General features: G+C 66.3%; 27 protein-coding genes and 4 tRNA genes. 13 read left to right on the top strand and 18 right to left on the bottom strand.

Going from position 1 to position 23,087, the window contains the following annotated elements; translation table 11 throughout:
- A tRNA-Ser gene (locus C438_RS10460) sits at positions 1–85 on the bottom strand.
- Positions 86–289: 204 nt separating this feature from the next.
- Here C438_RS10460 and C438_RS10455 point away from each other — a divergent pair.
- Positions 290–637: a thioredoxin family protein gene (locus tag C438_RS10455; protein WP_004969357.1), complete on the top strand. Its 348-nt coding sequence runs from the start codon at positions 290–292 to the stop codon at positions 635–637.
- Positions 638–703: 66 nt separating this feature from the next.
- Here the strand turns inward: C438_RS10455 and C438_RS10450 are convergent, their stop codons facing one another.
- The 3 genes from C438_RS10450 to moaA form a co-directional block, all read right to left on the bottom strand.
- Positions 704–1,162: a zinc ribbon domain-containing protein gene (locus tag C438_RS10450; RefSeq protein ID WP_004969356.1), complete on the bottom strand. Its 459-nt coding sequence runs from the start codon at positions 1,160–1,162 to the stop codon at positions 704–706.
- A gap of 191 nt (positions 1,163–1,353) precedes the next feature.
- Complete coding sequence (locus tag C438_RS10445; protein ID WP_004969355.1) at positions 1,354–2,280, bottom strand: universal stress protein; 927 nt, start codon at positions 2,278–2,280, stop codon at positions 1,354–1,356.
- 54 nt (positions 2,281–2,334) lie between these two features.
- Positions 2,335–3,297 carry a GTP 3',8-cyclase MoaA gene (gene moaA, locus C438_RS10440; RefSeq protein WP_004969354.1) on the bottom strand — a complete coding sequence of 321 codons (963 nt, stop codon included), beginning with the start codon at positions 3,295–3,297 and terminating at the stop codon, positions 2,335–2,337.
- A 234-nt stretch (positions 3,298–3,531) separates the two neighbouring features.
- Here moaA and C438_RS10435 point away from each other — a divergent pair, with 234 nt between their 5' ends.
- From C438_RS10435 to C438_RS10415, 5 genes are all read left to right on the top strand, one after another.
- The gene (locus tag C438_RS10435; RefSeq protein ID WP_004969353.1) at positions 3,532–4,572 is read left to right on the top strand and encodes an Mrp/NBP35 family ATP-binding protein; all 1,041 of its coding nucleotides are present in this window, start codon (positions 3,532–3,534) and stop codon (positions 4,570–4,572) included.
- Positions 4,569–4,880 (top strand): hypothetical protein, encoded by a 312-nt coding sequence (locus C438_RS10430; protein WP_004969352.1) that lies wholly within the window; start codon positions 4,569–4,571, stop codon positions 4,878–4,880. The genes C438_RS10435 and C438_RS10430 overlap by 4 nt, the downstream gene beginning before the upstream one ends.
- A gap of 217 nt (positions 4,881–5,097) precedes the next feature.
- A complete protein-coding gene (locus tag C438_RS10425) occupies positions 5,098–5,733 on the top strand; it encodes a uracil-DNA glycosylase (RefSeq protein ID WP_004969351.1) in 636 nt (211 codons plus the stop codon).
- Between the two features lie 95 nt (positions 5,734–5,828).
- Positions 5,829–6,584, top strand: a complete 756-nt coding sequence (locus tag C438_RS10420; protein WP_004969350.1) for a hypothetical protein — start codon at positions 5,829–5,831, stop codon at positions 6,582–6,584.
- Positions 6,585–6,630: 46 nt separating this feature from the next.
- A tRNA-Ser gene (locus tag C438_RS10415) sits at positions 6,631–6,714 on the top strand.
- Between the two features lie 191 nt (positions 6,715–6,905).
- Here the strand turns inward: C438_RS10415 and C438_RS10410 are convergent.
- Positions 6,906–7,637, bottom strand: a complete 732-nt coding sequence (locus C438_RS10410) for a GNAT family N-acetyltransferase (RefSeq protein WP_004969349.1) — start codon at positions 7,635–7,637, stop codon at positions 6,906–6,908.
- Between the two features lie 162 nt (positions 7,638–7,799).
- On the opposite strand from C438_RS10410, the gene C438_RS10405 reads away from it, so the two are divergent.
- Positions 7,800–8,120 (top strand): DUF5785 family protein, encoded by a 321-nt coding sequence (locus C438_RS10405; protein ID WP_004969348.1) that lies wholly within the window; start codon positions 7,800–7,802, stop codon positions 8,118–8,120.
- 36 nt (positions 8,121–8,156) lie between these two features.
- Here the strand turns inward: C438_RS10405 and udk are convergent, their stop codons facing one another.
- The gene (gene udk / locus C438_RS10400; RefSeq protein WP_004969347.1) at positions 8,157–8,852 is read right to left on the bottom strand and encodes a uridine kinase; all 696 of its coding nucleotides are present in this window, start codon (positions 8,850–8,852) and stop codon (positions 8,157–8,159) included.
- 186 nt (positions 8,853–9,038) lie between these two features.
- Between udk and C438_RS10395 the strand changes: the two genes are divergently transcribed.
- The gene (locus C438_RS10395; RefSeq protein ID WP_049917958.1) at positions 9,039–10,352 is read left to right on the top strand and encodes an ABC transporter substrate-binding protein; all 1,314 of its coding nucleotides are present in this window, start codon (positions 9,039–9,041) and stop codon (positions 10,350–10,352) included.
- Between the two features lie 231 nt (positions 10,353–10,583).
- Positions 10,584–11,774 (top strand): hypothetical protein, encoded by a 1,191-nt coding sequence (locus tag C438_RS10390; RefSeq protein ID WP_004969345.1) that lies wholly within the window; start codon positions 10,584–10,586, stop codon positions 11,772–11,774.
- 33 nt (positions 11,775–11,807) lie between these two features.
- Here C438_RS10390 and C438_RS10385 read toward each other — a convergent pair whose 3' ends face one another.
- The 4 genes from C438_RS10385 to C438_RS10370 are packed head-to-tail and all read right to left on the bottom strand — an operon-like array spanning position 11,808 to position 15,724.
- Positions 11,808–12,569 carry an ABC transporter ATP-binding protein gene (locus C438_RS10385; protein WP_004969344.1) on the bottom strand — a complete coding sequence of 254 codons (762 nt, stop codon included), beginning with the start codon at positions 12,567–12,569 and terminating at the stop codon, positions 11,808–11,810.
- Positions 12,566–13,429 (bottom strand): ABC transporter ATP-binding protein, encoded by an 864-nt coding sequence (locus C438_RS10380; RefSeq protein ID WP_004969343.1) that lies wholly within the window; start codon positions 13,427–13,429, stop codon positions 12,566–12,568. The genes C438_RS10385 and C438_RS10380 overlap by 4 nt, the downstream gene beginning before the upstream one ends.
- On the bottom strand, positions 13,422–14,789 hold the full coding sequence (locus tag C438_RS10375) for a branched-chain amino acid ABC transporter permease (protein WP_004969342.1): 1,368 nt from the start codon (positions 14,787–14,789) through the stop codon (positions 13,422–13,424). Before C438_RS10375 ends, C438_RS10380 begins: the two co-directional genes overlap by 8 nt.
- Positions 14,786–15,724 (bottom strand): branched-chain amino acid ABC transporter permease, encoded by a 939-nt coding sequence (locus tag C438_RS10370; protein WP_004969341.1) that lies wholly within the window; start codon positions 15,722–15,724, stop codon positions 14,786–14,788. Before C438_RS10370 ends, C438_RS10375 begins: the two co-directional genes overlap by 4 nt.
- Before the next feature lie 328 nt (positions 15,725–16,052).
- Here C438_RS10370 and C438_RS10365 point away from each other — a divergent pair, with 328 nt between their 5' ends.
- Entirely contained in the window at positions 16,053–16,601 is a 549-nt protein-coding gene (locus C438_RS10365) for a GNAT family N-acetyltransferase (RefSeq protein ID WP_004969340.1), read from the top strand.
- Between the two features lie 11 nt (positions 16,602–16,612).
- Positions 16,613–16,686, top strand: a tRNA-Thr gene (locus C438_RS10360).
- Positions 16,687–16,773: 87 nt separating this feature from the next.
- Here the strand turns inward: C438_RS10360 and C438_RS10355 are convergent.
- Positions 16,774–17,193: a hypothetical protein gene (locus tag C438_RS10355; RefSeq protein ID WP_004969339.1), complete on the bottom strand. Its 420-nt coding sequence runs from the start codon at positions 17,191–17,193 to the stop codon at positions 16,774–16,776.
- Between the two features lie 105 nt (positions 17,194–17,298).
- On the opposite strand from C438_RS10355, the gene C438_RS20090 reads away from it, so the two are divergent.
- Both C438_RS20090 and C438_RS20330 read left to right on the top strand, forming a co-directional pair.
- Positions 17,299–17,427, top strand: coding sequence for a hypothetical protein (locus tag C438_RS20090; protein WP_275039878.1), 129 nt, complete (start codon positions 17,299–17,301; stop codon positions 17,425–17,427).
- Positions 17,428–17,468: 41 nt separating this feature from the next.
- Complete coding sequence (locus C438_RS20330; protein ID WP_004969338.1) at positions 17,469–17,627, top strand: DUF7563 family protein; 159 nt, start codon at positions 17,469–17,471, stop codon at positions 17,625–17,627.
- A 12-nt stretch (positions 17,628–17,639) separates the two neighbouring features.
- Here the strand turns inward: C438_RS20330 and C438_RS10350 are convergent, their stop codons facing one another.
- The 7 genes from C438_RS10350 to C438_RS10325 form a co-directional block, all read right to left on the bottom strand.
- On the bottom strand, positions 17,640–17,858 hold the full coding sequence (locus C438_RS10350) for a helix-turn-helix domain-containing protein (RefSeq protein ID WP_004969337.1): 219 nt from the start codon (positions 17,856–17,858) through the stop codon (positions 17,640–17,642).
- Between the two features lie 249 nt (positions 17,859–18,107).
- Positions 18,108–18,205: transfer RNA gene (locus C438_RS19360), tRNA-OTHER, on the bottom strand.
- A gap of 156 nt (positions 18,206–18,361) precedes the next feature.
- Positions 18,362–20,209 carry an FAD-binding protein gene (locus C438_RS10345; RefSeq protein ID WP_004969336.1) on the bottom strand — a complete coding sequence of 616 codons (1,848 nt, stop codon included), beginning with the start codon at positions 20,207–20,209 and terminating at the stop codon, positions 18,362–18,364.
- A gap of 55 nt (positions 20,210–20,264) precedes the next feature.
- Complete coding sequence (locus C438_RS10340) at positions 20,265–21,146, bottom strand: succinate dehydrogenase/fumarate reductase iron-sulfur subunit (RefSeq protein WP_004969335.1); 882 nt, start codon at positions 21,144–21,146, stop codon at positions 20,265–20,267.
- A complete protein-coding gene (locus C438_RS10335) occupies positions 21,146–21,517 on the bottom strand; it encodes a succinate dehydrogenase hydrophobic membrane anchor subunit (protein WP_004969334.1) in 372 nt (123 codons plus the stop codon). The genes C438_RS10340 and C438_RS10335 overlap by 1 nt, the downstream gene beginning before the upstream one ends.
- Positions 21,517–21,912, bottom strand: a complete 396-nt coding sequence (sdhC, locus tag C438_RS10330) for a succinate dehydrogenase, cytochrome b556 subunit (RefSeq protein ID WP_004969333.1) — start codon at positions 21,910–21,912, stop codon at positions 21,517–21,519. The genes C438_RS10335 and sdhC overlap by 1 nt, the downstream gene beginning before the upstream one ends.
- Before the next feature lie 111 nt (positions 21,913–22,023).
- Positions 22,024–23,049 carry a succinylglutamate desuccinylase/aspartoacylase family protein gene (locus C438_RS10325; RefSeq protein ID WP_004969332.1) on the bottom strand — a complete coding sequence of 342 codons (1,026 nt, stop codon included), beginning with the start codon at positions 23,047–23,049 and terminating at the stop codon, positions 22,024–22,026.
- Between the last annotated feature and the right edge of the window lie 38 nt (positions 23,050–23,087).

Here is a 23,087-nt window from a genome sequence, read left to right as displayed (position 1 = left end):
CGTTGCGGCGGGGATTCGAACCCCGGGGGCTTGACGCCACTGAGTTAGCAACCCAGCGCCTTGGGCCAGGCTTGGCTACCGCAACACTTCGGTCGTGTTAGTTTCGCCCTTCCGGACTCGGGGACGACATTCCCCTACATCGATTGCATCCGTTACGAGACGGGGGCATTACTTAAACATCACGAAAGGGACCTCGCGTGACAGCCCGAGACACCGCCGCTCGCGGGCGATGTGGTGTGGTACACCACCTCACCGAAATCATAATAATGGTGGTTACGTATTCTCGCCAATGAGTTCGACAGAGTCCGCGACCGCGACAACGAAGCCCGTGCGAATCGACACCGCCGAGGAGCTCGACGCCCTCGTGGCCGAACACGACCGCGTCCTCCTCGACATCTACACGAAGGGCTGTACGCTCTGTCAGAGCATCGAACCCGTCCTCGGCAACGTCGCGAAAGCCACCGACGTGGTCGTCGCGATGATAAATCCGCAGACGGATATGTCGGTCGCAGAGCGGTACACGATTCGGAGCGTCCCGACGCTCCTCCTGTTCGAGGACGGCGAACTCGTCGACCGCCTCGCCGACGGCTTCCAAGGGGCGCAGGCGGTCGTGGATTTCGTCGAGAAAGCGCGGTAAGGTCGGTTCGCGTCGGTTCTGCGCGGCCGGCGGCGGGGGCACTCTTTCGACCCCACGGTGGCGGTCTCAGCGGTCGATCGGTTCGTCGAGGCGGGTCGTACACCAGTGACAGAAGTCGATGTCGGCGTCGACCTCGCGGCCGCACTCGGGGCACGTGACGGCGTCCGCGTCGGGGTCGGCGACGGTGGCCGCCGACTCCTCGGCGTCTTCGACGGCGGAGCGCTCTGCCCGCGCCGCGGCCTGCCGCAGGCCGAGGAAGAAGGCGTCGAGGACGCTCGCGAAGCTCACCACGAGGATGGGCACCAGTTCCCCGAGCACCGCGGCGAACTCCGACGGCGGGATGGCCGCACCGCTGGTCAGCGGGTCGAACGCCTCCGGCGGAACGAACAGCGCGGACACCGCGAACGTGAGAAGCACCCAGAGCGCGGCCCGCCGCCAGCGTCGCAGATACAGGTGCCCGAGCCCCGTGAGTACGAGGCCGAGTATCGCGGCGAGCCAAGGGCGGTGTTTCGTGAGTGCGGACATACGTGGATTGGGTTGATTCTCGCTCATGAGAGTTCCGTTCGTGAGACGCGGCGAGCGAACGCGCTCGCGCGTCCGCCGCTGACGCCGAGCGACCGAACGCACATCGACACGTGAACCGACGTGGAACGGACACATAAAGTGAGCCACGCAACCCGGCGCGGCGCTCCCGAAACAGTCTCCGCGAGCGCGAGTTATCGTCGCTCGGGCAAGTCGATGGTATCGGCGTCGTCTGGGCGCTCGCCGTCGCCTGCGCTCGGAACGACGAGCGCCGGTACCCCGGCGTGGCGGACGACGCGGCCAGCGACGGTTCCCGCGGTGCGGTCCCCGCCGCGACGAGTTCGGTCGCCTCCACCGACGCCGAGGACGACCGCGTCGGCTCCCGTCCGGTCGACGTGCGCCAGCAGTTCGGACGCGGGAACGCCGGTTCGGACGGTCCCGCCGGACTCGACGGCGTCTCTCGCGGCCGCCGCGGCGACGGCGTTCACGCGGGCTCCCGCCTCGGTTTCGAGCGTCCGGCGCGTTTCGGCTGACGCCGTCGAGACGGCGCGCTCGTCGACGACCGCGAGCGGTTCGAGAACCCCGCGAGTCGCCGCGGCGATGCGGCGAGCGAGCGTCGCGGCCGACCCCGACGACGGCGCGTCGTCGGCGAAGAGCGCGATTCGCCGGTACGTCGGCTGGGGTGACGCCGACGGAACCACGAGCGTCGGAGCCGGCGGCGCGTCAAGGACGCGCTCTGCGACCGAGCCGACGAGGAACCGACCGGGGCCGGACCGGCCGTGGCGACCGAGGACGAGTAGGTCGCCGTCGCCGACGACGCGTCCGACCGCGGTCGCGGCCGGCCCGCCGACGACTTCAGAGGTCAGACGGACGCCCGCGAGGAGCGCCCGACGCGTGACCGCGCCGACGGCCTCCTCCGCTTCGACGGCGGCGCTGGCGGACGGCCCGGCGGTCTCGGTGCCAGTCGTTTCGGGCGCGGGGGCCGGCGGCGCGCCGGTCGCGGAGACGACGTGGAGCGGCGCGTCGAGGACGCGGGCGAGAAACAGCGCGTGGGCCGCGGCGGTCACCGCGGGGGCGCTTCCGTCCGTCGCGAGGACCACTCGCTCAACGGTGACAGTCATGCGACCCGAGAGGTCGTCGGAGGAGAAAAGCTCGCGCGTCGGGGCGACCGGCGCTCAGGCGCCGATGTACTCCTCGTTTATCGTCCAGCCGTCGTCGCCGTCGCGGACGAGATACTCGCCGTAGTACGGCACGCGGTTCTCGACGACCGCCTCGAACGTCTCGCGGATGTCCGCGCGCGTCATCTCGCCCATCGGGCGCAGGTCGTCGTTGCGGTTGAGACAGCCCTTCAGGTATCCTTCGTGCGTCACGCGCACGCGGTGGCAGTTGGCGCAGAACTCGGGGTTCTCGACGGGGTCGACGATTTCGACCATGCCCTCGCCGACGTAGTAGCGGCGGCGGTGGTGCATGTCGCGGACCTCCACCTCGTCGGCGAGGTCGGCCAGCCACCGGTGGACGCGCTCGATGTCGATGTTCCACTCCGGGCGGCCCGTCAGTTCGGGCATGTACTGGATGAGTTGGAGCTGAAGCCCCTCGTTTTCGGCGACGTACTCGACCATCTCCTCGACGTGGCCGGCGGTCTTCGTGAACACGACCATGTTGAGTTTCACGGGCGTGAGGCCGGCGTCGACCGCGGCCTTGACGCCCTCCATCACCTTGTCGTACGCGCCGGACTTCGTGATTTGGGCGAACGCCTCGGGGTCGAGGGCGTCCTGCGAGACGTTCACGCGATCGAGGCCGGCCGCGACGAGGTCCTCGGCGCGGTCGCCGAGGAACGTCCCGTTGGTGGTGAGCGAGGTCTCCATCGAATCCGGCGTCCGGCGGATAATCTCTTCGAGGTCCGCGCGGAGCATCGGCTCGCCGCCGGTGAACTTCACTTTCTCGACGCCGTACCCCTCGACGACTTCGAGAAAGCGGACCACGTCGTCGGCGCTCATCTCCGCGTCGGAGGCGTCCATCGGCCCGCGCGTGTCGCCCAACCCTTCGTTGTGGCAGTAGACGCAGTCGAAGTTACACCGGTCGGTCAGAGAGATTCGAACGCCAGTTACCTCGCGGCCGAAGTCGTCCACCAGCACCATATACCGAATCCTGGAAGTGTACGTTGATAAATTCGCTGTCGATAGCCGGGGCGTGGTAACTAGATTCGATTACACTCGCGGCGCCTCGAAGTCGGTGCGGGTTGGGTCGGCGACGCTCTGCAGTCGGTCGGAGCCCGACGCGGGCCGCACGCTGGCCGGGTCGTTAACGGCGACTGTCACCGCGCGACGAGACCTTACAAAACCCTTATCGGCCGCACCGCCGGAATGACGGACATGGACGAAGCCGACGTACGCGACCGCTTGCGGTCGGTCGAGGACCCCGACCTCGGAGACGACATCGTCTCGCTCGGACTGGTGAACGCCGTCGAGGTGGACGGCGACACCGCCCGCATCTCGCTCGCGCTCGGTGCCCCGTACTCCCCGACGGAGACGGACATCGGCCGTCGAATCCGCGAGGTCCTCGCCGAGGACGGACTGGAGGCCGACCTCACCGCCAAGGTCCCGACCGACCGCGACCCCGACGAGGAGGTGCTCCCCGGCGTGAAGAACATCATCGCCGTCGCCTCCGGCAAGGGCGGCGTCGGGAAGTCGACGGTCGCCGTGAACCTCGCGGCGGGCCTCTCGAAGCTCGGCGCGCGCGTCGGCCTGTTCGACGCCGACATCTACGGGCCGAACGTCCCGCGGATGGTCGCCGCCGAGGAAGCGCCGCAGGCGACCCAAGACCAGACCATCGTCCCGCCCGAGAAGTACGGGATGAAGCTCATGTCGATGGCCTTCCTCGTCGGCGACGACGACCCGGTCATCTGGCGCGGCCCGATGGTCCACCAGCTTCTCACCCAGCTCGTCGAGGACGTCGAGTGGGGCAGTCTCGACTACCTTATCCTCGACCTGCCGCCGGGCACGGGTGACACCCAACTGTCCATCCTCCAGACGCTCCCGCTCACGGGCGCGGTCATCGTCACGACCCCGCAGAACGTCGCCCTCGACGACGCCAACAAGGGCCTCCGCATGTTCGGCAAGCACGACACGAACGTCCTCGGCATCGTCGAGAACATGAGCACGTTCCGGTGTCCCGACTGCGGCAACCGCCACGACATCTTCGGCGCGGGCGGCGGCCGCGAGTTCGCCGCGTCGAACGACCTGCCGTTCCTCGGGGCACTCCCGCTCGACCCGGCCGTCCGCGAGGGCGGCGACGGCGGCAAGCCCATCGTCCTCGAAGACGACGACGAGACGGCCGACGCGTTCCGCGTGATGACCGAGAACATCGCCGACATGGTCGGTGTCGTCCAGCGGCGAACCGTCAGCGAGCGATGAGCGACGACGGCCGACTGGACGCCGACGCGGACTCGAACCCCGATGCCGACGCCGACCCGGACGAAGTCGACTGGGAGATGGCCCCGGACTCGGACGCCGACTTCCCCGCGGACCCAGAACGCGTCGCGTTCCTCCGCGACATCGCCGACGACATCTACGGCGAGTCCTCCGAGAGCCGGCAGGTGTCGGCCATCCTCTACCGCGTCAGCGACCTCTACGACCCCGACGGCGACACCTCGCCCGAGGAGATTTACCTGAACGTCCGCCACATCATGGACATCAAGGCGCAGGGCGGCATCGACCGCTGAACCGTCCGAGACCACGCCTCTCCAGCCCCCGGCTGGTGTCCGCCTCCGGCGGCTTCACTTCCGCTTTCTCCGAGTCCGCGATTCGACCGCCAGCGCCGATTTCAGCGATTCAACCGCCCGTCCGCCTCGTGTTCACTTTCACCACGGACTGGACGCCGGGGAACTCCGAACCTGCGCGGACCGGGCGGGTTTTGGTTCCGGAGCCGAATTCGAGGGTGTGGACGCACACCAACGCCAGTTCCGGAACCCCTTCTCGATGGACACCGACTGCACGAACTGCTCGGCGCTCTGCGAGACGCGCGAGCGGGTCGTCCACGGCTACGGCGACGTGGGCGCGGAGTTCCTGTTCGTCGGCGAGGCCCCGACCGCGGCCGCGGAGCGGACGGGCGTCCCCTTCACCGGCGACGAGGCCGGAAAGCGCGTCCAGCGCATCCTCGGCGACCTCGGGTTCGTCCGGTCCGACCCGGACGCCGACGAGCCGGACGTGCAGAACGTCTTTTTCACGTATCTCACGCGCTGTCGACACCCCGACCGGGGGCCGACCGACGACGAAGTCGCGACCTGCGAGCCGTATCTGAACGCGGAGATTCGGATGATAAACCCGCACATCATCGTCCCCGTCGGACAGGCCGCGCTGGAGGCGCTCGCGTTCGATTACACCACGCGCGCGGCCGACAGCTTCGACGTCGACGCGGAGCACGCGACGACCATCCGCGGCCGCGGCTTCGAACTCGTCCCGATGAAGGAGCCGGAGCGCCTGACCGACGACGACGCCGAGGCGTTCGTCGAGCACGTCAGCGAGTCCGTGTTCGGCCGGGACTACCGACAGACGAAGGGTCGGCAGAGTCGCTGAGGCGGGGCGGTACGCGGAGGATCCAGTCTTCGCCGGCCCCCGATTCGGCGGGCCACAAGCGGCGGGTTCAAGGGTTCCCCGAAGTGAGGGAGGGTATGACGGTCATCGCCGTACTCGCCGAACCGCCGCGGCCGGGACTGGTGCTTTCGGAACTCGCGGAGACGAGTCCGCTCTCCGAGTCAGAGGCCGCGGAGCTCTACGCCGCGATGCTCAAAGACGTCTGTATCGCCGTCGAGCGGTCGGGCGGCGACCTCCTCGTCAACTACCGCGCCGAGGACGACATCCCCGACGAGTTCGCCGGGGACCACGACTCGGAAGCCGAGGTTCGGAGCGTCGTCGCCGACGCCCTCGGCGGCACCGACGACGCGCGGTTCGAACCGCAGGTCGGCTCGACGTTCTCCGCCCGCGCGGGCAACACCGTCTCGCACCTCCTCAACGAAGAGGAGGTCCACTCGGTCGCCGTCGTCCGCCCGGTCGCGCCGCTTCTCGGCCGCACCCACATCGACAGCGCGGCGATGAAACTCCGGAGCACGCCGGTCGTCCTCGGCCCCTCGACGGAGGGTCGGGTCTACTTCTCGGGCTTTCTCGACCCCATCGACTTCACCGACGCCTACGCGGAGCCGGAAGTCGAGACGCTCGCCGAGCGCGCCGACGACGCGGGCCACGGCCTCGACTACGTCCCGATGTTGCCCGTCCTCGAAACGGGCGCGGACCTCGCGACGGTCGTGCCGATGCTCCGCTCGCGGGTCGAATCCGAGCGGCTCGTCCCCGAGCACACGACGACGTTCGTCTTCGAGAAGGGGCTTCGGGTCGAATCGACCGACGGCGTGTTGGAACTCGTCCGCGACTGAGCGAAGCGACAACACTTAGGTATCCGACTCAAAATTCCCGTGTGAGGGTGGGATGGCGGAGTGGCCTAACGCGCCTGCCTTGAAAGCAGGTTTCCTCACGGAATCCTGGGTTCAAATCCCAGTCCCACCGCATTCTCAGAGAACCGAGACGCGCAGGTTTATCTGCGCGTCTCCGGTGAACGTGTCACGCGGAAACGGACTGGGATTTGAACCCCACTCGCTCCGCTCACGTCGTTCGCTCCGTCCCTGCTTCAAATCCCAGTCCCACCGCACAACCCATACCGACAACCGATAAAACGCGACCGACGGACTGCGACTCGCTCAGAACCGGTACGCCATCATCACCTCGTCGACGTGTTCGTCGCCGATGGTGTAGTGGTCTCTGCGAATCGCTTCGGTCTCCCAGCCGTGGTCGCCGAGGAACTCCAGCGCGCGGTCGTTCGTCATCGGGACGCTGTTGTACACTTTCCGGAAGCCGTTGGCCTCGGCCCAGTCGAGGCCGCGGCGAAGGAGCAGACTGCCGATGCCCGACCCGCGGTAGTCCTCCTTGACGCCGACGGTCTGCTGGGCGGTCTCGCGGATGCGCGACACCTGCGGGAGATCGAGGTGCGTCCAGCCGACGACCTCCTCGCCGAGAGTGGCGACGAAGAACACGCGGGACTCGACGCGGTTGTGGCGCGTGACGGCCTCGTCGTAGAGGAGTTGCTCGGCGATGGTCTCGGCGACGACGTACGTCTCCTCGGCGGTCACGTCGCGAATCGCGTCGATGAGGCCCTCGAAGTCGCGCTGGCGGCCCGGCCGGATGGTGACGATGCCGGCGTCGGTCTCGTGTTCCTCGATAGCGCCCACGTCGAGCGCCAACTGGAGCGTCCCGCCGTCCTCTTCGAGGTAACCGCGGGACTTCAGCCGGTCGAGTTCGCTCTGGAACTCGTCGGAGGACACGGGCGCGACGTCGAGGAGGACGTTTCGCTTGGCGGTGCCGTGCCGCTCGACGTACTCGTAAATCAGCTTGCTGGCCTCGGATTCGAACGTCGGGCGCTCGGTCGCTCGCATGACTCCGAGAACGATGGCGTGCCACGCGTATATTTCTTGTTTATCGGTAGCAAGCAACACGAGGTTGTGACGTCGACCCGACGCCGACGCGGCGGCGACGCGCCGCGTGACAAATCCCCACAGATGCGTAACGGCTTTGAATCGGCCTGCCAACGTTCGGGTATGGATTGGCCACACGACCCGGACGGCGAAGAGGGGAGCGAAGGCGGACGCAAGTACGGCCAGGCGGTCATCGCGAAGAAGGTCGACGAAGACGAGGATTTCCCGCTGAACAAAGCGGAGTTCGTCGAGGAGTTCGGCGACCACCCCATCCGACTCGACTACGAGCGCGTCGTCTCGCTCGCGGACATCTTCGAGCACGTCGAAGGCGAGGAGTTCGGCGACTTCGTCGAGCTACACAAGGCCATCGGCAAGGCGATGCGCGAAAACGGCTTCTGGTTCTACGAGGGCGCAGACCAGTTCGTCACGGGCAAGAACGCGTAAGCTTCGAGACATCGGTTTTCGGCCCGCGACGGCGAGTTAGTTGCCGGACCCGCGGAACGAGGTCCGCTCTTGGACTTCCTGCTCGATAGCGTCGCGCTCCCAGGTGCGCGTCTCGTCGCCCTCCACTTCGGCTTGGACCTTCTCTTCGAGGAGCGTGACGGCGACGCTGTTGGCTCCCTCGGGGATGATGAGGTCCGCGTGCTTCTTCGTCGGCTCGATGAACTGCTCGTGCATCGGCTTGACCGTCGAGAGATACTGGTCGATGACGCCCTGAAGGTCGCGTCCGCGGTCGATGGCGTCGCGTTGGATGCGCCGGAGGATGCGAACGTCGGCGTCGGTCTCCACGTAGAGCCGGAGGTCGAGCATCTCGTTTACGTCCTCGTCGTAGAGCGCGAGAATCCCTTCGAGGATGATGACGTCGGTCGGCTCGACGGTGTTCCGCTCGGGCTTTCGGTTGTGAATCTCGAAGTCGTACTGCGGCATCTCGACCGCCCTCCCCTCAAGCAGTTCCGAGAGCTGTTCGTACAGGAGGTCCCACTCGAACGCCGAGGGGTGGTCGTAGTTCACCTGCTCGCGTTCGCTCATCTCGAGGTGGCTCTGGTCCTTGTAGTAGTTGTCAATCGGAATCCGCGTCACGGACTCGCCGACGTTCTCCGTGATGAGTCGGGACACGGTGGTCTTCCCGGCACCGCTCCCCCCCGCGATACCGATGACGAACGACGGGATGGTCATTGTCCAAAAGACGCCCGCGAACGGGTTTGAACGCAGCGGTTCGCCGGCTTCGGCGGGCGAGTATATAAAGCACGTTGACAGGCAGTTTCACACAACCGATTCTCGCACCGCCGTCGGTCGCAATTATCATGGCTTTTCAAACGCGGGAAGTAAGTTTTATAAGTGGGAGTTGCCATTGGCTTTCACATGGTACGTGATATCGTACGCCGCGACTTCCTCAAGGGAGTGGGAGCCGCGGGCGCGGCAGGCTTGACTGGCTTATCCGGATGTATCGGTGGCGGCGGCGGCGGCGGCGGCCCCGAGGGGCTCGTCGTCATCGGCTACCCCGAAAGCGGTATTCAACTGTTCCGTGACTACTACAGCGCGTCCGACGGGAGCGAGGAGATACTCGTCCCCGACGGGATGCGCTCCGGCTCGATGCCCGGGCAGGTCGGCAACGACATGGCGAACGTGACCGGGACGGCACCCGCGGCGGGCGGTCCGAACCAAGACACGTTCAATCAGCTGTTCGAAGACGAGTACGATGCGGCACCGGGCGTCTTCACGTCCCAGACGTACGACTCCGTCGCGATTCAGCTTCTCTCGAACGCCGCCGCCGGGGAGAACTCCGGCCCGGCAATCAGAGACCAGATGCGCCGGATGGCGAACCCCGAAGGGATGACCGTCGGCCCCGACAACCTCGTCGAGGGTATCGAGGCGGCCGCAAACGGCGAAGACATCAACTACCAGGGTGCGTCCTCGTCCGTCAACTTCGACGAGAACGGCGACCCGGCGGAAGCCGCGTACGCCATCTGGGAGTTCGACGCCGAGAACAACGCCACGTCGAGCGTCGAGACGCAGTCGTTCGCCGGCGAGAACCCCGACGGGAACGGCCCGTCGGCGGACAGCGGTCCGGGAGGCTCCGACCGCGAGATGTCGGTCGGTATCCTCCTGCCCGAGACCGGCGACCTCGCGGCCGTCGGTGCGCCGATGATTCAGGCCGGTCAGATTCCGGTCATGCAGGTCAACGACGCCAACCCGGCCGGCCTCTCGGTCAACGCGCAAATCGAAGACACCCAGACGTCCCCGGACGCCGGTGTCTCCGCCGCGCAGTCGCTCGTCTCCGCGGGCGTTCCCTCGGTCTGTGGGTCCGCGTCGTCCGGCGTGAACGTCCCCGTCTCACAGCAGGCGTTCATCCCGAACGAAATCGTCGGCTGTTCGCCGTCCTCGACGGCGCTGTCCGTCTCGAACCTCGAAGACAACGACTTCATCTTCCGGACCGCGCCCTCGGACTTCCTGCAGGGCCGCGTCATGGCGCAGGTCATGGCCGAGCGCCTCGAAGCCAGTTCGGTCTCGACGCTGTACGTCAACAACGACTACGGCCAACAGCTCTCCGAGCGCTTCGCGAACGTGTTCAGCGACTCGTTCGACGGCGAAGTGTACAACCAGGTCGCGTTCAACATCGGCGAGTCCTCGTACTCTTCCGTCATCGAGACGGCGCTGTCCGGCCCGGAGAACTAACCCGACGACGACCCCGAATTTTCTTTCGTCGCCGCCGACGCGAGCGACTGCGCTCTGTCGCCGCGCGCACGCTCCAGTTCACGACTTCGTTCCTGTTCCGTTTCCGTTCCCGTTCCGTTTCCGTCCATTTCAGTTCCATCGATTCCGTTCTCGTCCACTCCGTTCCGCGTTCCCGCCACACGCCTCCGGGGGACACAAGATATACATACGACCGCTGACAGATTCGAGTCGATGAAGCGACGCGCCCTCCTCTCGACCGTCGCCGGGTCGGCCCTCGGGCTCGCCGGCGGCTGTCTCTCCGATACCGACGCCCCGACCGAGACCCCCGCGAACCCGCAGAACACCACAGCCACGACTGACGGCCCGACCGAGTCGGACACGCCGGAGTCGGGTTCCGAGTCCGGCGCCGGTCTCTCGGTCGTCAACGAGGACGACGAGCCGCACGCGCTGTCGGTCCGAGTGGCCGACGGCGACGAGACGCGCGTCGACAGTTCGCTCGACGTCGGTGCCGGCCCCGGCTACGGTCGGAACGTCGCGAACGACCTCGTCGACGACGGTCGCTACCGCGTCGTCGCGGAACTCGACGCGGGCGCGACGCTCGACTACGAGTGGACGGTCACGAACGAGACGCGCCGCCTCGAACTCGTCGTCACGTCCGACGCCGGCCTCGAACCGCGACAGCGCGTGACGCCGACACTCGACGACGCCGACCTGCCGTACTCGGTGCCGGGCGCAGCGGACATCTTCTCGCCGCCGACCGCGGGGATTCGGAACCGGAGCGACGCCGACGCCCGGCTTACGGTCGCCATCGAACACGACGGGACCCGCTTTTTGGAGCACGCGTTCGACGCGGCGACCGACAGGGAGATTTCGACGCCGGCGCTCGTCGAGTCCCACGGCACCTACGAGGTGTTCGTGGAGGCCGACGACGGGCGCACCGCGACCCACGAGTGGCACATCCCGGAGACGTGGGCGTGGCCGATGCTCGCGGTGCTCGTCGCGGACGACGGCTCGCTTCGGGTCGGCTGTGCGTGGCCCACGACCGCGTCGATTCGTGTGCAAAACGTGGCCGAGACGGAGCGCGAGGTGACGCTGACGCTCGTCCGCCCTGACGACGCTGATGCCGGCGGCGACGACGCCGGCGGGACCGGCACCGGCTCTGAGGACGCGGTCGTCACCGAGACGACGCAAACCGTCCCGCCCGGCGAGTCGAACGTGTCGGTCGACGTCCCCATCGGCGACGAGTACGAGCTAACCGTCGAGACGCCCGCTGGCTCGGAGACGGTCGACTACCCGGCGTGTTACTGCCGGAGCACGGACGTAACGGCGACGGTCGGCGGTGACTCGGCGGGGGCTTCGAACGGCGGAGACGACGGAAACGACGGCCCGTCGGTCGAGTCGTTCCAGTACGTCTGCGAGTGACCGCCGAAAAATAACGCTGGACTCCGAGGCGGGCTATCCGCCGAGGAAGTCCTGCCGGACCTGTTCGTCTTCGAGGAGCGCCGTGCCGGTGTCCATGTAGCGGTTCTGTCCGTTGGCGAGGACGTAGCCGCGGTCACAGCGCCGAAGCGCCTCCTTGGCGTTCTGTTCGACCATCAGGATGGCCGTGCCGGCCTCGTTGATTTCGTCGATTTTGTCGAACATCTCCTCGACGAGGTCGGGCGCGAGGCCCGCCGACGGCTCGTCTAAGAGCAGGAGGTCGGGGTCGAGCATGAGCGCGCGACCCATCGCGAGCATCTGCTGTTGCCCGCCGGACATGGTGCCCGCCTTCTGGTCTTTCCGCTCTCTGAGGATGGGGAACCGCTCGTAGACCGCCTCCATGGCGTCCTTCGGCACCTCGTCGAGGATGTACGCGCCCATCTCGAGGTTCTCTTCGACCGTCAGCGTCGGGAAGACGTTGTCGTTCTGCGGGACGTAGCCGATGCCGACGTGGATGATGTCCTCGGGCCGGCGGCCGGTGATGTCCTCGTCTTTGAACCGGACGTTGCCCCCCATGTGGACGGTCAGCCCGAAGACGGACTTCATCGTCGTCGATTTGCCGGCCCCGTTCGGCCCGACGATGGTGACGTACTCGCCGTCGAACACGTCCATGTCGACGTCGGTGAGAATCTGGAGGTCGCCGTAGCCGGCGTCGAGGTTGCGGACGCGCAAGAGCACGTCGTCGCGGCCCTCGACGCCCGCGCCGCTCGTCGCGTCGGTGTTGGCGTCGACGCTCATACGTTGCCTCCGAGGTAGGCCTCGATGACCTCTTCGTTGCTCCGAATCTCGTCTGGCGTCCCCTCGGTGAGCACCGAGCCCTGGTGGAGGACGATGACGTGTTCACAGTTGTTCATGATGAGGTCCATGTCGTGTTCGACGAGCAGGAACGTGTAGCCCTGCTCGCGGAGTTCGTGTACGTGTTCGAGTAGCTTCTTCTCGAGCGTGGGGTTGACCCCGGCGAACGGCTCGTCCAAGAGTAGCATGTCGGGGTCGGTCAGAAGCGCCCGCGCCATTTCGAGGAGTTTGCGCTGGCCGCCCGAGAGGTTCCCCGCGTACTCCTCTGCGATGTGGGCGATGTCGAAGAAGTCGAGCACCTCCCAGACGCGTTCGAGCAGTTCCTCTTCCTGTTCGCGGACGTCGTCGCGGACGCCCGGCATGACCGAGCGCCACAGCGCCTCGCCCCGCTGGTGTTTCGGCGCGAGCATCATGTTTTCGAGGACGGTCATCTCGCTCAGTTCGCGGGCGATTTGGAACGTCCGGACCATCCCGCGGTTGGCGATTTGGTGCGGCTCCTCGCCGGTGATGTCCTCGCCGTTGAACGTGACCGTGCCGGCGTCGGGCTTGAGCATGCCCGTGATGAGGTTGAACGTCGTCGACTTGCCGGCCCCGTTCGGGCCGATGAGGCCCGTGAGCGTCCCGGATTCGACCTCGAAGGTCGCGCCGTCGACGGCGGTGATGCCGCCGAAGGACTTCTCCAGTCCCTCGACCTGAAGCGGGTAGTCGACCGACGTGTCGACGCCGGAGGCGAACGCGCCGAGCGCCCCCTCGTCGACCTTGTTCGCCACGTCTTCGACGGGCTGGTCGGCGGCGTCACTCATCGGTCTCACCCCCTTCGGCCGCGGCGTCGACACCGCCGTCGGTGCGGACCGAATCGTCGTCCCCGCCGTCGGCGGTCATCGACTTCGGCCGCGACAGCGGGATGACCGACGCCGTCTCCTTGCGGTAGCCGAGCATCCCCTCCGGCCGGTTGTGCATCAGCCAGATGAGCACGAGGCCCATCACGACCAGTTGGAGCTGTCGGATGCTGTCGACCGTGTACAGGAGGAACGGCACGGGGTCGAACTGCGAGATGAGCGGCGAGATGGCCTGTCCGAAGCCGGACGGCGAGTCGAAGTTGGGGAACACCGCCGTCACGAGGTTCTGGAAGTACCGCGGCCCCTGATAGAGCACCGCCGCGAAGACGGCGCCGCCGAGGACGCTCCCCGTGTTCGAGCCGGCCCCGCCGATGATGAGCGCAATCCAGACGAAGAACGTCACGCGCGGCCGGAAGAAGTTCGGCGTCACCGCGCCTTGCGGGACGAGCCAGAGGATGCCGGCGAGTCCCATCAGCGCACAGCCGAGCATGAACGACTTGATTTTGAACCGGTCGGTGTTCTTGCCGAGGGCGTTCGCCACGTCCTCGTCCTCGCGGATGGCCTTCAGCACGCGGCCGAACGGCGACTCGCCGGTGCGCTTGAGGAGCCAGTAGAACGCCGCGACGAAGCCGAGGAGCAACAGCCCGTAGATGAGGCCGTCGACGACCGGCTTGGGGTTCCTCGGCACCACCACTTGGAAGGCGTCGACGAAGCCGAGATACGCGTCCCAGAGGCCGACGCCGCGGAGCAACGCCTCGAGCGGCGGGGCGAAGTCGAGGATGAGGCCCGACCCGCCGCCGAAGCCGACGCGGTTGCCGAACAGCTGGAACTGCTGGAGTTCGCCCGAGAGGAAACTGAACCGGACGATTTCCGACATGGCGATGGTGACGATAGCCAAGTAGTCGGCCCGCAACCGGAGCGCCGGGAGCGCGACCACGAGCCCCAACAGCGCGGCCGCGAGCATCCCGGCGAGGATGCCGACCCAAAGCGGCAGGCCGAGGCCGCCGACCTGCGCCGCGCCGCCGGCGACGTACGTCGGTTTCGTCACGATTGCCGTGACGTAGACGCCGACGGCCATGAAGCCGACGATGCCGATGTTGAACAGCCCGGTGTACCCCCAATGGAGGTTGAGCGCGAGCGACAGCATGGCGAAGACGCCGATGTAGAATGTCAGCGTCGCGATGGAGTTGAGCTGTCCGCGGAGCGTGTAGCCGAGGACGAACCCGGCGAGGACGTACGCGAGGTACGTCGCGAGGAGGACCAGCACGATGAGGCCCGCGTCGCCGCCCGGAATGCGGTCGGTGAAGTCGTCGCGGACGCTCATGCGGTCGCCCTCCCGCTGAACAGCCCGGACGGTTTCACGAGCAGGATGACGATCATGACGACGAAGGCGGCGGCCCGCGAGAACGCCGAGGGAATCCACAGGACCGACATGGACGCCGTCAGCCCGATGACGAGGCCGCCGGCGATGGCCCCGTAGATGGAGCCGATGCCGCCGAGGATGACCGCGGCGAAGATGAGAAGCAACAGGAGCCACCCGTCGTTGAACCCGAGTGTCCCCTTCCAGAGGATGAACATGTACCCGGCGACGCCGGTCAGTCCGCCGCCGATAATCCACGTCGCGCGAACGACGCGCTCGGTGGAGATACCGGTGATGAGCGCGAGGTCCTTGTTGTCGGCCATCGCGCGCATCGCCTTCCCGAGTTTCGTCCGCTGTAAGAGGACGTGAACCCCGAGCATCAGCGCCGAGGCGACGACGAGGAGCGTGATGTCGTGGGCGTTGATGAAGACCGTGCCGTCGATGAAGTACAGCGATACCGAGGGCGGCTGGGCGGTCGTGCCGCGAACGTCGGAACCGAAGACGAACTGCATCAGGTAGCGGAGCGCGAACGCGACGCCGACGCTCGTGATGAGAAGCGTGATGCCGTCCTCGTTTCGAATCGGCCTGAAGATGGTTCGGTCGACCGCGAGCGACAGCGCGATGGCGAAGCCGCCGGAGACGACGATGCCGGCGACGACCGCCAGCGGCGTCGAGAGCACCCCGATACCGAGCGTCCCACCGTACACCGACCCCCCGGCCCCGACGAGCAGGAGCGCGCCGATATCGGCGCGGCCCAACCCGGCGATGAGGTACGTCGTCGCCCACCCCGAGAACGCACCGGCCGTGATGTAGTCGCCGTGCGAGAAATTAGCGAAGTTTAGAATACTGTACGTCATCGACAACCCGATGCCCGCGAGGCCGATTACGAGCCCCCGCATCAGACCATCCCAGACGAGCGTGCCAATGTCGGCAAACTGCGTCTGCCCCGTTGCTAACCCGCGAAGTAAGTCACCGAGTAGTACGACTACGATGACCGCCAAGACGAGCGCGAACGGACGCTCGATGGCGAACCGCCTTCCACGGGAGTAGGTTTCGGCAATACCCATTGATAACTATCCTCATGATATGTGCGGACCATAAACATAGATAAATCTTTCCTCATCGGTCGTCTTTACTGACCCTACTCGGCACCCCGCAGGAATGCGATTCCCCGATTTGGAGTCGAATCGGCGACACTTAAATGCGGATAGAGCCACGACAGACCCCATGCGCGTCAGTTCGGCGGCGTTTTCGGACCTCGACGACCTCGCCGACCTGTGGGTCGAACTCGCCGCGGACCAGCGGGCGTTCGGGTCGCACCTCCGCGCCGACGCCAACCGGACGCCGATTCGGGAGGCGCTGGCTCGGCACGTCGCCACCGACGGGGTGCTCGTCGCCCGCGAAGGCGATTCGGCGGACGCAGAGGATGGCACGAAGGGTGAGACAGGGACCGGAAGCGACACGGAGGCCGCGGGCGACCTCGTCGGCTTCGTCATGTTCGACATCGAGGCGGGGGCGTACGAACAGGACGTGACCCGCGGGATGATTCGGAACCTGTTCGTCCGCCCGTCGTCCCGAGACGCCGGCGTCGGCACGCGACTGCTGGAGGCCGCGGAGAGCGCCCTCGGAGCGGCTGGAGCCGACACCGTCGCGCTGGACGTGCTGGCGGCCAACGACGCCGCCCGTCGGTTCTACCGACGACACGGCTATCGACCCCACCGCGTCGAACTGGAGAAATCGATGCGAAGCGATACACACTCAAAGGAGGACGGGTAATCGACAGACGCGCCAGGAGAGCATGGGCGGTTCATGCACTCGACTTGTAATCGAGACTTCGTGGGTTCGAATCCCACTCCTGGCTTCTTTCGGCGTTTCGTTCGTGCTTGCCGAGTCCCGTCGCCGCCGAGCTACCGAACCACCGTCGCAGTCGGTGCCTCGACGCGCGCCGTCAGTTCCGGCGGGCGGGCGACCGCACGCGAATGAGGAGAAGCGACCCCGGAACGCCGAGGACGAGCGCGCGGAACGGGTTATGCTTGATGATAACGTCGGGGTCGAGCGGCTCCGACTGGAGGTCCGTGATGCGGATACACGAGTAGTAGACCGTGACGTGAGTCAACACGTACGCGAACGCCGCGGGGACGACGACCGGATACCGAACCCCGAGCATCGCCAGCGCCTCGAACGCGAGGGCGGTGAGCGCCGAGATGAAAAGGAGGTTTCCCAGTTGGAGCGTGACGCCGGTCAGCGCCGTTATCGCGGTGTCGAACAGCGACGCGCCGTAGGGCGTGTACGTGAGCGCGGTGACGACAGCCACCGCTCCGAGAAAGAGCCCGGCGAACAACCCAGACAGCGCGTACACGAACTCCATTGGAGGACCGTTACGGGCCCGACGAGTGCGGGGAATTTAGTTCTACCCCCCTCGTTATCGCGGGAGAAAATTAGAGAACGCCGCCCTGAGCGGCGGTGGACCGCCGTGAGACGGAATTTTATCTTCACCCGGAACGTCTCGTTCGGTATGCACGCGACCGACCAGTTCATGCTCGCCGTGACGCTCCTCCTCTTCGCGCTCCTCCTCGTCGGCTTGCTTCTCGCACTCGTGTAGGGAGAAAACTTATGTGATATTCATGGAGGATACTAGTTACCATGCCGGAATGTCAGAACTGTGGTTCGTTCGTGACGCCCGCATACGCCCGAGTCTTCACTCCCGATGGCATGGAGGACCCGCGCGTCTGTCCGAACTGCGAGGATATGGTCCGCGACGGCGCACAGGTGCGGGCGGCCCGCTCACCGAGAAATCACTAACGGTCAGAGCCGTTACTGCGCGACGTGGTAGTGCTCGGCGTCCTGTCGGACGAAGCCGCGCTTGGAGAGCGTGCTGAGAATGCTGTAGAGAGCGATTTTCTTCATCTCCAGCCCGTTTTGCAGGTCGGTGATGGACGCGCCGTCGTGCGTGGTGAGATAGAGGTACACGAGTTTGGCCGAGGGCGATTCGAGTTCGCCGGGGACTTCGATGGTCGGAACCGTCTGTTGCATGGTCGTTGTCATCCTCTTTGCTTCGACGATAATAAAACTCTCTTACAACAATCGTCGAAGAACAGGGGCCGGGAGTGAGGCGTCGAACGTCTCGAATTCGGGAGAATCGTCGAATTCGTCACGAACGTACATCGCACGAAACCCGGCGTTCGACGCCTCCGACTTCGACGACAGTCGAAGAGCGCGAGTCGCGGGTCGCGGGTCGCGGGTCGTCGAATCCCGAACGCTCCGGGCGTCGCGGTTTCGAGACGGAAGGGGCGGGAGTCGAACCACGCGAAGCCATTGAAAACCACCGGTCCGACCGCGAGGGCCTGTGCCGGTGTGCTCTACCACTGAGCCACCCTTCCGGCCGGGCGTAGGTGTCGAGCGGGCAAATAGCCGTTGGTGGGTTCGGTCACGGGCACGCGATTCGGCGGGTCGAGTGCCCGTCGATGCGCCGCTGGGCGGCTGGCGGCGTCGAAAGAAATGTCGCCTGCGACACGACCGGCGCGGTCGGAGTCGGCTCAGTAGCTCCGGACCTTCGGCTCGTAGGTCTTGTTCTCGCCTTCGAGGATGACCGGCTTGTACCAGAGTTCCGGGCGGCCGTCGTTCCACGAGAGCATCGTGTGCTTGAGCCACTCCTCGTCGCGGCGCTCTTGGTACTCCTTGCGCCAGTGGGCACCGCGGAACTCGTTGCGCGCGAGCGCGCCGAGCGTGATTGCCTCCGCGATGTCGAGGATGTTGCGCATCTCCAGCGTCTGCAGGAGGTCCGTGTTGAACGTCCGCGACTTGTCGGCCACGAACACCTGCTGGTAGAGTTCGCGCGCCTCGCGGAGGTCGCGGAGCGCGTCCTTGAGCGCCGACTCCTCGCGGAAGACGTTCACGTTGCGCGTCATCGACTTCTGGACGCGCTCGCGAATCTCGGCCTGCTGGATGCCGTCGTCTCGCTCCAGGAGCGTCTCGATGGTCTCGCGCTCGTCTTCGACGGCGCGCTGGACGAGGTCGGTCCCGGAGACGGACGCGCCGGCGTCGGCGGCCGTCCCGCCGTCCGCGACGGCGTCCTCGCCGATGCCCGCTTCGCCGAGTTCGACCGGCGAGTCGACCTCGCCGAGTTCGTACTCGCCTTCCTTGCCGGTCGTGATTCTGGCCTCCTCCATGTCCTTGCCCGCGGCGTGGTGGCCGGCGCGCTTGCCGAAGACGATGAGTTCGGGGAGCGCGTTGCCGCCGAGGCGGTTGCCGCCGTGGACGGAGGCGCAGGCGCACTCACCGGCCGCGTACAGGCCGGAGATACACGTCTCGCCGTTCTCGTCGGTCTCGATGCCGCCCATCGCGTAGTGCTGGCCGGGCTTGACCGGCATCGGCGCTTCGAGCGGGTTGACGCCCTCGAAGTCCTCCGAGAGGTGGACGATGTTTTCGAGGCGGTCGATGATGCGCTCCTCGCCGAGGTGGCGCATGTCGAGGTGGACGTACTCGTCTTCGATGCCGCGGCCCTCGTTGACCTCGGTCAGTTCGGCGCGCGAGACAACGTCGCGGGAGGCGAGTTCGCCGAGGTTGTTCGCGTAGCCGTACTCGAACATGAAGCGCTCGCCGTTTTCGTTGTAGAGGATACCGCCCTCGCCGCGAACGCCCTCGGTGATGAGGACGCCCGTCGAGGGGAGCGTCGTCGGGTGGAACTGGATGAACTCCATGTCCTCCATCGGCGCGCCCGCGCGGTAGGCCATCGCGACGCCGTCGCCGGTGTTGGCGACCGCGTTCGTCGTGTGGTCGTAGACCTGTCCGAGACCGCCGGTGGCGAGGATGACGCCGTTGCGGGCGCGGAAGCCCTCGACCTGTCCGGTCTGGACGTCGTAGGCGACGATGCCGTGGCAGGTTCGGTCCTCCGGCTTCTCCTCGTCGGAGACGGCCAGCCGGGTGACGTGCCACTCGTCGTACACCTTGATGCCGCGTTTGACGAGTTGCTCGTACATGGTGTGGAGCAACTGGTGGCCCGTCTCCGCGCCCGCGTAGGTGGTCCGCGGGAACGAGAGCCCGCCGAACGGTCGCTGGCTGACGCGACCGTCGTCGTCGCGGGAGAACGCCATGCCCCAGTGTTCGAGCTTGATGGTCTCTTTCGGACTGTCCTTACAGAGGGTCTCGGCCGCCGGCGCGTCGGCGAGATAGTCCGAGCCCTTCATCGTGTCGTAGGCGTGGTCCTCCCACGAGTCGCCTTCGCGGAGCGCGGCGTTGATGCCGCCCTCCGCCGCGCCCGTGTGACTTCGGACCGGGTGGAGCTTCGACACGATGGCCACGTCGGCCCCTTCCTCGTGTGCCGCAATCGCCGCGCGCAGGCCCGCCCCGCCCGCGCCGACTACGATAACGTCGTGTTCGTACATGGTGTGTTTGGGTGTGTCGTAGGGTTGGTCGAACTTCAGGGTTTCACCGGGAAGTTCACCAGAACTTCAGGTTGTTCTTAATCGCCTCGCGCTTGAGCTCCTGGATGTGCTCCGTGAGGGGGATGTCCTTCGGGCACACCTCGGTACAGGAGAACTGCGTCTGACAGCGCCAGACGCCGTGTTCCTGTTCGAGGATTTCGAGGCGGCGCTGTTTCATGTCCTCGCCCTCGCGTTCGTCCATGGCGAAGCGGTAGGCCTTGTTGATGGCCGCGGGACCGAGGTACTCGTTGTCGCCGGCGGCGATGTTACACGAGGACATACACGCGCTACACCAGATGCAACGGGTGGACATCTTGACCTTCTCGCGGTTCTCGCGCGTCTGGCGTTGCTCGTCGAGTTCGCCGTCCGGAAGCGAGTTCGTCTGGAAGTACGGCTCGACGGACTCCATCTGGTCGTAGAAGTGCTCCATGTCGACGACGAGGTCTTTGACCACGTCGGAGTGCGGGAGCGGTTCGACTCGAATCGGCTCCGAGAGGTCCGACAGCTGGGTCTTACAGCCGAGCCGTTGCGAGCCGTTGACGAACAGCGCGTCGGACCCGCAGATGGCCTGCCGGCAGGAGTGCCGGAAGGTAAGCGAGGAGTCGTAGTGGTCCCGCGCCCACATCAGCGCGTCGAGGACCGTCATCCCCTGTTTGTACGGGACGTGGAAGTCGTCGAAGCGGGGCTCCTGTTTCTCCGGCACCTCGGGGTCGTAGCGGAAGACCTTGAGGTGGTAGGTGTCGTCCGCGGAACGCGCTTTCTCGGCCGCCTCGGCCTCGCGCTGTTCTTGGACGCGCTCGGCGCGCTCGCGCTTTTTCGCGTCGCGCTTCTGCTTGCCGGCGGACGCGGTTTCGGTGGCCGATTCCTCTTCGACTGATTCGGGAACTTGCGTGCTCATTAGATGGGAACACCTCCGGCCCACGCGAGGGCCGTGCGGACGCCCTGCACGATGAGGAGGACGCTCGCGAGACCGAGAATCGCCTTGACCGCCGTCTTCCGGGTGCCCGAGAGGCCCTGGTTGACGAGGGCGTTGTAGACGCCGTTGACCCCGTGGAACGTCGCGGTGACGAGGAACAGGATCATCAGCGAGAAGTACGTCAACTGCTCCATGCGCGCCTGTGAGAGGGCGAACGTCACTTCGTCGGCGTGGTTGAGGAAGTGGAGCAGGAAGAAGTGGAACGCCAGCACCACGACGAGGAACGCGGCAGTCAGCCGTTGCCAGAGCCACCGCCGGCCGCCGGGCTCGAAGGACGTGTATCGCTCCGCCATCAGATGCTCACCCCCGAGAGGAACGTGGGGACGCTCGCGACGACGATGACACCCGTGAGGATAAGCGACGCGTAGAAGCTCCTGTCCTGCGCTTCCAGCCCGACGCCCAGGTCGACGAACAGCAGTCGCAGTCCGTTGAGGATGTGAAACACCGCCACCGCGAGCAGTCCGACTTCGAGAATACGCACGACCAGGAGGCTCTCCAGCGCCTGAATCGTGTTCGTGTACGCCGCCGCGCCCGAGAGGGCCGTCGACAACACGGCGATGTGGGTGAAGAGATAGCCCACAAGCACCCAGCCGGTGAACTTGTGGAATATCCAGGCCCACATGCCGGCCGAGAACTCCCGCCATCTGCTGAAGTCCTCGATGAGGCCCCGATTGTAAGACTGACTCATGCTCCTGTGAGTGTCGGGAAGGGGAGGGTATAGAACTTACGTGTATGGAGTTTCGTGAGGGTCGGCAAAAATCGCCGGCCCCACGGCTGTCTCGGGTCGGGGCGGCCGGTCTCAGCGCGTCGCCTCGGGAGCGCCGGACTGCTCGCGCTCGACGACGCGCCGCACCTTGTCCTTCAGTTCGACGAGGTGGCAAAGCGGGTTGCCGGGGTAGACGACCGGGTTTTCGAGGACGCCGACGAGCAGGCCCGTGAAGGGGGCGACGACGGTCACGTTGTCGTCCTTGAACGGGTTCGTAATCGTGCAGATGCGGTCGCCCTCGTGGACGAGCGCGCCGCGGTCGTGGTGCATGTCGACGATGCCGCCCGCGTCGGCGCGGAGCCACGTCTTTTCGTTTTCGTCCGAGATGACGGTCCGCCAGCCCGGCCAGTTGACCGTCGAGGTCTCCCGGAGGCCGTACTCGGCGAAGACGCTCTCGACGCCCGCGAGCGCCTCGTCGATGAGTTCGCGCTGGAAGCGGTGGGCCTCGCCCATCTCGACGGTTATCGCCGGCGTTCCGCTCGCCGACGACTCGGTGCGGAGCATCCCGCTGGACCCGGAACTGTCGATGATGACGTGCGAGCCGAAGGCGTTGGCGAGGCGCGCGACCGCGGGGTCGGACATGTCCGCGCGGACGTGGAGCATGTTGGTCCGGCCCCGCGTCGACGTGTGGAAGTCGATGCCGAGGTCGCAGGGCGCGATGAAGTTCTGGTAGATGCGGTGGGCCATCCGCTTTGCCCCCGTCGAGGTCTCGGACCCGGGGAACGACCGATTCAGGTCGCGGTCGTAGATGGGGAGATACCGCTGTTGAGCGAGAAAGGCGGGGACGTTCATCACCGGCATGCAGACGAGCGTGCCCGCGAGGTCCGCGAGGTCCCACTCGTAGGCCACCTCTCGGACGACCTCGATACCGTTCAGTTCGTCGCCGTGGGCGGCGGCGGAGAGGAACACGGTCGGCCCCGCCCGCTCCCCGTTGATGATGGTGACGGGGATGCGAACCGGGTCGCCGAGATACGTCTCGGAGATGCCGTACCGGATGTCCTGTGTCTCGCCCGGCTCGACCTTCCCGCCGTTGTAGGTGAAGGCCTCGTTGTCGGCCATGTGATGCGATGGGAGGGCCGGGGTTATAAACGGTCGCG

The organism is Haloferax denitrificans ATCC 35960 (assembly GCF_000337795.1).
Taxonomy (GTDB): domain Archaea; phylum Halobacteriota; class Halobacteria; order Halobacteriales; family Haloferacaceae; genus Haloferax; species Haloferax denitrificans.
This window is presented reverse-complemented; position numbering and strand designations above follow the sequence as displayed.

Bases quoted from the DNA above. Each gene is read 5' to 3' on its own strand.
- udk (WP_004969347.1), bottom strand. From the start codon at position 8,852: ATGACCATCCCGTCGTTCGTCATCGGTATCGCGGGGGGGAGCGGTGCC.
- C438_RS10395 (WP_049917958.1), top strand. From the start codon at position 9,039: ATGGTACGTGATATCGTACGCCGCGACTTCCTCAAGGGAGTGGGAGCC.
- C438_RS10405 (WP_004969348.1), top strand. From the start codon at position 7,800: ATGGATTGGCCACACGACCCGGACGGCGAAGAGGGGAGCGAAGGCGGA.
- C438_RS10410 (WP_004969349.1), bottom strand. From the start codon at position 7,637: ATGCGAGCGACCGAGCGCCCGACGTTCGAATCCGAGGCCAGCAAGCTG.
- C438_RS20330 (WP_004969338.1), top strand. From the start codon at position 17,469: ATGCCGGAATGTCAGAACTGTGGTTCGTTCGTGACGCCCGCATACGCC.
- C438_RS10340 (WP_004969335.1), bottom strand. From the start codon at position 21,146: ATGAGCACGCAAGTTCCCGAATCAGTCGAAGAGGAATCGGCCACCGAA.
- C438_RS10385 (WP_004969344.1), bottom strand. From the start codon at position 12,569: ATGAGCGTCGACGCCAACACCGACGCGACGAGCGGCGCGGGCGTCGAG.
- C438_RS10455 (WP_004969357.1), top strand. From the start codon at position 290: ATGAGTTCGACAGAGTCCGCGACCGCGACAACGAAGCCCGTGCGAATC.
- C438_RS10325 (WP_004969332.1), bottom strand. From the start codon at position 23,049: ATGGCCGACAACGAGGCCTTCACCTACAACGGCGGGAAGGTCGAGCCG.
- sdhC (WP_004969333.1), bottom strand. From the start codon at position 21,912: ATGAGTCAGTCTTACAATCGGGGCCTCATCGAGGACTTCAGCAGATGG.
- C438_RS10350 (WP_004969337.1), bottom strand. From the start codon at position 17,858: ATGCAACAGACGGTTCCGACCATCGAAGTCCCCGGCGAACTCGAATCG.
- C438_RS10390 (WP_004969345.1), top strand. From the start codon at position 10,584: ATGAAGCGACGCGCCCTCCTCTCGACCGTCGCCGGGTCGGCCCTCGGG.
- C438_RS10365 (WP_004969340.1), top strand. From the start codon at position 16,053: ATGCGCGTCAGTTCGGCGGCGTTTTCGGACCTCGACGACCTCGCCGAC.
- C438_RS10420 (WP_004969350.1), top strand. From the start codon at position 5,829: ATGACGGTCATCGCCGTACTCGCCGAACCGCCGCGGCCGGGACTGGTG.
- C438_RS10435 (WP_004969353.1), top strand. From the start codon at position 3,532: ATGGACGAAGCCGACGTACGCGACCGCTTGCGGTCGGTCGAGGACCCC.
- C438_RS10335 (WP_004969334.1), bottom strand. From the start codon at position 21,517: ATGGCGGAGCGATACACGTCCTTCGAGCCCGGCGGCCGGCGGTGGCTC.
- C438_RS10355 (WP_004969339.1), bottom strand. From the start codon at position 17,193: ATGGAGTTCGTGTACGCGCTGTCTGGGTTGTTCGCCGGGCTCTTTCTC.
- C438_RS10370 (WP_004969341.1), bottom strand. From the start codon at position 15,724: ATGCGGGGGCTCGTAATCGGCCTCGCGGGCATCGGGTTGTCGATGACG.
- C438_RS10375 (WP_004969342.1), bottom strand. From the start codon at position 14,789: ATGAGCGTCCGCGACGACTTCACCGACCGCATTCCGGGCGGCGACGCG.
- C438_RS10450 (WP_004969356.1), bottom strand. From the start codon at position 1,162: ATGTCCGCACTCACGAAACACCGCCCTTGGCTCGCCGCGATACTCGGC.
- C438_RS10345 (WP_004969336.1), bottom strand. From the start codon at position 20,209: ATGTACGAACACGACGTTATCGTAGTCGGCGCGGGCGGGGCGGGCCTG.
- moaA (WP_004969354.1), bottom strand. From the start codon at position 3,297: ATGGTGCTGGTGGACGACTTCGGCCGCGAGGTAACTGGCGTTCGAATC.
- C438_RS10445 (WP_004969355.1), bottom strand. From the start codon at position 2,280: ATGACTGTCACCGTTGAGCGAGTGGTCCTCGCGACGGACGGAAGCGCC.
- C438_RS10430 (WP_004969352.1), top strand. From the start codon at position 4,569: ATGAGCGACGACGGCCGACTGGACGCCGACGCGGACTCGAACCCCGAT.
- C438_RS10380 (WP_004969343.1), bottom strand. From the start codon at position 13,429: ATGAGTGACGCCGCCGACCAGCCCGTCGAAGACGTGGCGAACAAGGTC.